The following is a 9,182-nucleotide window of genomic DNA, read 5'->3' as shown; positions in this document are numbered from 1 at the left end:
TGTGGTCAATTTTCAAAGAGTTTTAAAACCTCTTAAAAACTGACCGCACTTTTTTATTGAGAATATGAGTTTATAGAATTTTAAAACAAGTTTTGATATCATATCGCAGATTTATCAATAACTTAATCTCTGAAGTATAATGAAGAACTTATCTCGCTCTTTTCTTTCTAGTTTATTATTTATTTCCTCTTTCGCGTTGGCGGCGCCAAGCTCACCAAATGCAGATGTAGAAAAACAAATCGATGCCAAACAACAGAGGCAACAAGCTGAACAAGATGCGGCTATTTTAGCCCAGCAAACGCAATCCGCGAATGTGCGTTTAGAGGGTGAAAAAGAAGCCTCTCGTGGCTTTCCACAGAATGAAGCACAATGTTTTCCTATCAATCAATTGGTACTGACCGATTATCAAGCTGAAGAAGAAAATTCATCAGCGTCTTCTCTTAAATTAATCCAACCAAGCCGATTCTCTTGGGCATTAAAGTCAGTTTATGCTGAGCGTGATTTTGCGCTGCCGGCTTGTATTGGCTCGGAGGGGATTAACGTATTACTTCGCCGTATTCAAAATCGTTTAATTGATTTTGGTTATGTCACGACACGCGTGGTGGTGGAGCCACAGGATTTACGTTCAGGTATGCTCGTACTCACTGTGATTCCGGGTAAAGTAGGTCGTATTCAATTACAAGACCAAAGTGCGATTCCGTTTGCCACCCGTGGTACCTTATGGTTTGCCATGCCAATGGCGCAGGGGGATATATTAAATATTCGCAATATTGAACAAGGTTTAGAAAACTTAAAACGTGTACCGAGTGCTGATGCGAATATGGAGCTTGTGCCAACGGATGCAGTAGGTGAAACAGACGTGGTGATTGCTTATAAGCAAAGCTTACCTTTTCATTTAACCTTAGGATTAGATGATTCAGGCAGTAAAGCTACGGGTCGTTTACAAGGTTCAGCTACGTTTTCTTGGGATAACGTGCTAACACTTAATGATATGTTCTATATCAGTGGTACACGTAGCTTTAAACGTGATAGCGATGATGCGGAAGGCGATTATGGCAGTAAAAATGTCAGTCTCTATTATTCCATTCCTTGGAAGAACTATCTCTTAACGCTTTCCGGTTCAAAATATTCTTATCACCAAACGGTAGCGGGCGCATTTGAGTCTTACACCTATTCGGGTGAAAGCCAACAAATGAAAGCGAATTTAAGTCGCTTATTAACTCGTGGAAGTCTTCATAAAACCTATGTGAATGCCGCGTTATGGACGAAAAAATCGCATAACTACATCAATGACACCGAAATTGAAGTGCAACGTCGTCGTACCGCTGGTTGGGAAGTGGGACTTAATCACACCCAATACATTGGCGAAACAGTGTTACAACTGTTTGCGAACTATAAACGTGGTACGGGTGGGAATAAAGCCTTACCTGCTCCGGAAGAGGAATTTGGTGAAGGCACTTCTCGCATGCAGATTTTTACTGCAGGCATTGATTTTACCTATCCTTTCACTATCGGCAATCAACCTTTCCGCTTTAACACCAGCTGGAGTGGACAATGGAACGGTACACCTTTAACACAACAAGATAAATTTAGTATTGGTGGTCGTTATACCGTGCGAGGGTTTGATGGTGAGCTATCACTTTCCGGTGAAAAAGGTTGGTTATGGCGAAATGAGCTCGGTTGGAATATTGCCAATAAAGGACATGAGCTTTATTTAGGAATAGACCGAGGCAAGGTGCACTCTAGCCAAGAAGAGCTTCAAATTGGTGACAGCTTAATGGGTGGTGCAATTGGACTTCGCGGTAAATTATGGGGCATTAACTATGATTATTTTGTGGGTGTTCCAATTAAAAAACCGGAAGGATTTAGAACTAGTCATGTGACAACCGGATTTAATGTGAGCTACCGTTTTTAATGCTCACGCTTTTAGATGAATAAATTGATTAAAACCAAACAGAATTTAAAACTTTAAAGGAAATTAAAAAATGAATAAACGTCATTATAAAGTGATTTTTAGCCGTGTATTAAACCAGCTTGTGGTGGTCTCTGAGTTGGCAAAATCTCAAGGTAAAGCGCAAAGTGAAAATGTGAGCTCAGAACAAGAAAAAACAGGATTGTTTTCAACCGCACTTTCACTTAATCCTATTCATTTTAGCTTAATGTTGGCATTAGGCTTTGTCTTCTTATCGCCTTCTGTTCATGCAGAAGATATGGCAATTCGTGCTGATAAATCTGCACCAGGTAATCAACAACCTACCGTACTTCAAACCGGCAATGGTTTACCGCAGGTAAATATTCAAACACCAAGTGCAGGTGGGGTATCACGTAACCAATATTCACAATTTGATGTGGCAGAAAAAGGCGCTGTGTTAAACAATGCCCGCAAAGCAGCCCAAACGCAAATGGCAGGATGGGTGCAAGGTAACCCGAATCTTGCTCGCGGTGAAGCGAAAGTCATTCTTAACGAGGTCAATTCAGCGAATCCAAGCCGTTTAAAAGGTTATGTAGAAGTCGCAGGCAAAAAAGCAGATGTGGTGATTGCCAACCCAAGCGGTATCCAATGTGATGGTTGTGGTGTGATTAATGCTGGACGTACCACGCTGACAACCGGTAAAGCTGATGTAGAAAATGGTGAGTTGAAAGGCTATCGCGTAAAGGCGGTAAGGTGACTGTTGGCCAAAAAGGGATGGATAACAGCCAATCTGATTACACCGATATTATCGCTGAGAAAGCGGAAATCAATGGTGGTGTTTGGTCGAAGAAAGGCATTAAAGTTACCACTGGTAAAAACAACGTTGACCGCACCAATGATTCAGTTGTGTATGTGGGCGATAAAATCACCGATAAAACCGACCACACTTCCGATACCCAAGGCGAAAACCAAAGCTACAGCGTGGATGTGAGCCAATTAGGTGGGATGTATTCAGAGAAAATCCATTTGGTGGATAACGGCCAAGGTCTTGGTGTACGCAATGCAGGGCATATTGGTGCATCAGCGGGTGATGTGAAGATTGATAGTCAAGGACGTATTGTTAATGAAGGGGTAATTAGCGCAACTTACCAAGCTGATCTTAATGCAGAAAAGGTTATTGAAAATAAAGGTAAAGTTGAAACTAAACAGGGGAATGTTGCATTGCGCTCACAAACTCGAGTAGAGCAGCATGGTTCAATTGTTTCACATCAAGGGGGGAGCTTTGTTCAAGCTAAGGATAAAGTTACTCAAACCGGTGAAACTGTTGCTAAGGGCGATATTCAGTATCAGGCAAAAAATATTGAAGTAAAAAGTGGTGCTTTAGTTGCTGCTGGCGTTACGGTACAGGATACTACGCAAGGTGAGATTCGTTCTCTAGATACTCAACATGCACAAGGTGCAAATCTTACTCTTTCAGCTGAAAAGACCATTTCATCCAAAGCAAAACATCTAGCGAGTGGTGAGATTAATGTGAGAGCGGAAATGGTTGATTTATCTGATAGTCAATTAAGTGGAGATCGCATCGCTCTCCAATCTGCTCAATCAGCTTTAAATCTGAATAAAACAACGCTATATAGCGAAGGAAAAACAACATTAAGCAACCCAAATCTTATTTCAACTGAAAATGCACATTTGAATGCTGATCATTTTGTGGTGGATAGTGTTCAACTTAATAATCATCAGGGCAGTTGGATTCAACGTGGCGCCGAAGCTTTTGCATTAAATGTACAAAAGGGATTAGACAATACTGAAGGAAAAATTGTCGCAGAAGGTACGCTTTCTGTTCAAACGCCATTAATTCAAAATAATCAAGGTGTGATTTGGTCAAATCAAGGTGTGAAACTTAACACAAATGCAGGACATATAGAGTCTCAATCTGGTTATTTATTTGGAAAAAATAGTCTTGATATTAGTACTTCAACCTTGAATAACCAAAAAGGTGAAATGTTAGGTGGACAGGTTTTATTGGCTGCACAGCAAGTTAATAATGAGGAAGGGAAGTTAATTGTCGGAAATCGCGCAGATTTATCAATTAATCAATTTAATAATCAGCGTGGTATTGTTTATAACCAAGGTGAACTATCATTAAAGACAGAAAATTTACACAACCAAGATGGCATTATTTCATCTGTTTCTCGTGCGACATTGCTTGCAAATGATTTAAATAACCTTAAAGGAGTGATTCAGGGAGAGTCTGATTTAACGATTCAAACCCAAAATTTGAATAATACACAAGGTGATATTTCAGCGAAAACAGCAGCGATTTCTTCTGCTGCAATAAATAATGCACAAGGTGTAATTTCATCTCAGGATTTAACATTATCTGGTACAAATTTAAATAACAAAGGTGGCATTGTTCAAAGTGTGAATGCAACATTAAATTTGACCAAGATGGATAACCAGTCTGAAGGTGATAAAGGCTCTTTGGTTAGTGCAACAAATCGTTTAGTGTTAAATGTTACAAATGTAAATAATAAAAATACAAAAGCTAAACAAGATACCCCTACTCAAGGTATTCAAACAACTAATTTAGTAATAAATGCAGAGCATATTGAAAACCAATCTGGTGGTATTTATGCAGGAAAATCAGCAAATATTACAGTTAATCAATCTCTTGATAACCAACAAGGTGAGATTTTATCGGCTGGTCGAGTTGATATTGTAAATCCAGATTTAACCTTGGTTGTAAATAATGCACTAGGAAAAATTGAATCGGTGATTGGCACAACATTACAAGCCAAAACATTAGCGGATGAAGGTTCGATTAGAACAAAAGGTGATTTGGGTATTGAGTTAAATGATAGCTTTACGCTTAATAAAGCCTTTGGTGTAGGTAATAATCTTACTTTTAAAACAAAAGGTGATTTTGTTAATAATTCTAACCTTGTGGTAGGTAATTCAGCATCAGTTGAAGGCGCGACTATTCAAAATAATGCTAATGCAGAAATTTCCTCGATAAACACTCGCATTCAAGCCAATAAACTGGATAACTTTGGTTTAATAGATGGTGACACCACAGTGATTAAAGCCAATGATGTCAATAATATCGGTACTGCACGTATTTATGGTAGTCATCTTGCCATTCAAGCAAATAATTTAAATAATCTTGAGAACTCTGACGGAACAGCAGCGACTATCGCTGCTCGCGAGAGACTTGATTTAGGTGTTGGTAATCTAGTAAACCGTAATCATTCACTTATTATGAGTTTAGGTGATATCTATATTGGTGGGAAGTTGAATGAAAATAATCAAGCTACTGGTTATGCAAATAGTATTGATAACGGTAGTGCGACAATTGAAGCTTTAGGAAGTGGTTGGATTAAGACACATCATCTTTTAAACCAAGATTTACACCTAAAATTAGGTAAAAAAGTAGAAAAAGAACGAATTGATGAATATTCGTTAGGAAGTGATACACATCGTTACCGTGGAGGTAGAGATGGCTATTTCTATATCAATGATGGAAGCAGAAGTCGCCATTCTTATCTTAAATTGAATGATGGTTCGAGAATTGCGGGGGAAGGCTGGAAAAGATGGCATTATACTCGTACAACAACAACTTCTACAATTGAACATCAAGATCCAGCAAAAATCTTAATAGGTGGGGAATTGCATCTTTCTGGAGAAGATCTTCATAATAAACAGAGCCAAATTCTTGTGGGACAGAAAGTGCTACTGGATGATAAAGTCTTTACTCAATCGACAAATGATCGGTTGCGTAGCTCAAAATCTAAGTTAGAAAATGATGATTTAATCGGTAATATTGATATCACAGATCAAGGTGAATTTGTTCAAGAAAAACATATCAGAAGAAAAAGAAAAAAATATTACCACTATCACAATTACAAAGATTTTACTGATGTTCATCCAACCCAAGATTTTAGTTTTGGTTTGAAATTATTGACAATTGGTGAACCTGTCGAAAAAACAGGGACAACTGTTAATGGTAAATCTGATTTTCAAGGAGTATCTCTTGAACAGAAAACACCTTTAAAAACAGATCTCAATGCAAATCGTGTTGATTTAGCAGCGCTTACCTCTGGTTTGGTAAAAAATAAAGATAATCTTGGTATAAAAACACACTTACCGGATATTTCATTACCACAGGCAAGTCTTTATAAAATTAACCCAGCAGCATCAGGACAGTTTTTAGTTGAAACAGATCCACGTTTTACACAGAAATCAAAATGGCTAAGTTCTGATTATATGTTTAAGCAATTACGCAATGATCCTCAAAATTTGCTTAAACGTTTAGGTGATGGTTTCTATGAGCAACGCTTGGTGAATGAGCAAGTTAATAAGCTGACAGGAAGACGTTTCCTTGATGGGTATTTATCAGATTATGATCAATATAAAGCTCTGATGGATAATGGGGCACAATATGCTAAGCGTTTAAATTTGATTCCAGGCGTAGCATTAACATCAGAACAGATGAAAGAACTAACATCTGATATGGTGTGGATGGTTAAACGTGAAGTTACACTCAAAGATGGTAGTAAAGCAGAGGTATTGGTACCACAAGTTTATATTGTTGGGCGTAATACGGATATTGACAGTCGTGGTGCAGTGATTTCTGCAAATGATGTGATTATCAATACGCAAGGCGATATGAAAAATAGTGGTGTGATTGCAGGTCGTAACCTTACCCACTTAAGTGCCAATAATATTGAAAACTTGGGTGGAAAACTGCAAGGCAGAGAACTTTATTTGTTTGCGAAAAATCGCCTAGATAATTTAGGGGGTGAACTTAACGCTACAGAAAATTTGGTTGGTCATGCGAAAAATATCAACATTTCCAGCACACTTTCTGAAACAGCAGATAATGAACACTTTAAGCATAAAACGATTAATCGTGTTGGTGCAATTAATGTAGGAGAGAAAAATAATCCAGGGCAGTTGTTATTACAAGCCACGGAAGATATTACCTTCAAAGGTGCACAGATTAATGTGAAAGGGAATGCGGATATTCAAGCTGGCAATACGCTTAATGTTGGTACGGTAGAAACTGAAAATAAACAATATTTTGTAAAAGACAGTAATAACTATTATAAACTCAACCAGAATAATGAGATTGGGTCAGAATTTAATATTGAAGGCGATGCTCGTTTTGTTGGTAAAAATGCTATTGAAATGCGCGGGGCTTCTGCGGTCAGTAATGGCACAATGAGCGTGCTTTCAGAAGGTGATATTAATATTCATGAAAGTCGTCAGCAAGAACGTTTATCAGAGGCAACAAAATGGACTAAGCATGGTGTATTCCAATCAAAAGGCGAAACTCGTCGTCATAATCATAATTATGATATTGCAGAGGGCTCAACCTTAGATGCAGATAAAATTTATATTCATTCGAATAATGGTAATGTCGATATTCAGGGTTCAAATGCTGTAGCTGAAAATGGATTGGTTATTAAAGCAAATAATATTGATATACACGAGGCAGAGAACCGAGTTTACTCCGATGATTATTACAGCAAAAAAAGATCTGGAGCGCTTAGTGGTGGTATTGGTATTACCTTTGGTTCTCAAAAGCAAACCGCAGAAAGTGACGAAACGAAGCGTTATGCACAAAGTAGCCAAGTGGGCAGCTTAAACGGCAATACGACGATGATTGCTAAAGACACTTATACTCAAACAGCGAGTGCAGTGAGTGCCATTAAAGGCGATGTGAATATTCTGGCGAAAAAAGCTGATATTAAAGCGGCAGATGACAAATATGAAACCAATACCAAACAAAAATTTGAGCAAAAAGGTTTAACTATTGCTATTACCTCCCCTGTTATTTCTGCTATTCAAGCAGTACAAGGTGCAGTGCAATCAACTAGACAAGTAGGTGAAAGTAAGCATGGTCGTGTGAATGCTATGGCAGCAGCTAATGCTGGTTTTGATGCTTATCGGGCAGCTGATAGCGTAATGAAAGCTGGCGACTCTATTCAAAAAGCAATGAGTAATAGCGATGTGGATTCCGTAGTAGGGGTGCAAATCACTTACGGCCAACAAAAGAGCGAATCACGTACTCATACTGAAGGAAAAACCGCAGCCCAATCTCAAGTTAATGCGGGCGGCAAGGTGAATATTGTGGCAACGGGTGCTGGAAAGGATTCAAACATTAATATTGAAGGTTCAGACATCTCAGGTAAGCAAGGCACAACATTGATTGCAGATAACCAAGTCAATATCAAAGCCACAGAACAAAACCACCAAGAACGTAGTACCAATAAATCTTCTGGCTTTAATGCAGGAGTTGCTATTAAAGTTGGCAGTGGTGTTGCTGCAGGTATTACAGTAGGTGGTAATTACGGAAAGGCTATGGCAATGGTGATGAAACCACTTATGTCGCAAGCCATGTAGGTGATAGCCAAAGTAAAACAGTGATTCATGCAGGTGGTGATGCCAATATTATTGGTAGCCAAGTAAAAGGCAAACGAGTAGAACTTAATGCTGAAAACTTGAATATTGAGAGTTTGCAAGATAAATCTCGCTACCATGGTAAACAGATGAATATGCAAGGTAGTGTGACAGTAGGCTATGGTTTTGCCGCAGGTGGTAGTTTCAATAAATCGAAAATCAATGCTGATCATGCAAGCGTGAATGAACAGGCAGGAATTTATGCCGGAGATGAAGGCTATGATATTAATGTTAATAAGCATACCGATCTTAAAGGTGCATTGATTACCTCTACACAAAAGGCAGAAGCAGATGGTAAAAATCATTTTAGCACTGGTAGCCTGACTCATTCAGATATTGAAAATCACTCAAATTATAGTGGCAGCAGTTTTGGTGTAAGTGGCAGTGTGTCAGCTAACTTTGAAACACCATTTGGCGAAAATGGTGCAGCTCAAAGTACAAAACAAGCCACAGATAAAGATGGTAATCTGCTTTATACCGATAAAAATGGCAACACAACTGTTAATTCTAAAGGAGTAGATGGACAAGAGAACACCAAGAAATTGGCTGAAGGCAAGGAATCTCTCCAATTCTCCTATGGCATGGGCTATGGTAAAGATTCCGATAGCCAATCTAGCACAACAAAAAGTGGTATTAATACACAAAATATCATTATTAAAGATGAAGCAGAGCAATTAAAACGTACAGGCAAAACGGTACAAGAAGAAATTGCTGCGATTAAAACCGATATCACTACAGAGAGTGCACCAAGTCAAAGTGGCAAATTAGAGAACCGTTTTAATAAAGATGATGTTCAAAAAGAGCT

General features: G+C 38.6%; 1 protein-coding gene and 1 pseudogene. Both read left to right on the top strand.

Features of this window, described 5'->3' with window-relative positions:
- Positions 1–139: 139 nt before the first annotated feature.
- Positions 140–1,915, top strand: a complete 1,776-nt coding sequence (locus tag HMPREF2732_RS02720) for a ShlB/FhaC/HecB family hemolysin secretion/activation protein (protein WP_070590901.1) — start codon at positions 140–142, stop codon at positions 1,913–1,915.
- Positions 1,916–1,985: 70 nt separating this feature from the next.
- Positions 1,986–9,182: pseudogene (locus tag HMPREF2732_RS02715) on the top strand (hemagglutinin repeat-containing protein); the annotation flags it as partial.

The organism is Haemophilus sp. HMSC061E01 (assembly GCF_001810345.1).
In the GTDB taxonomy this organism is placed as follows: domain Bacteria; phylum Pseudomonadota; class Gammaproteobacteria; order Enterobacterales; family Pasteurellaceae; genus Haemophilus_D.
This window is presented reverse-complemented; position numbering and strand designations above follow the sequence as displayed.

What these genes read in the sequence shown, in the direction of transcription:
- HMPREF2732_RS02720 (WP_070590901.1), top strand. Translation starts at nt 140, where the DNA reads ATGAAGAACTTATCTCGCTCTTTTCTTTCTAGTTTATTATTTATTTCC.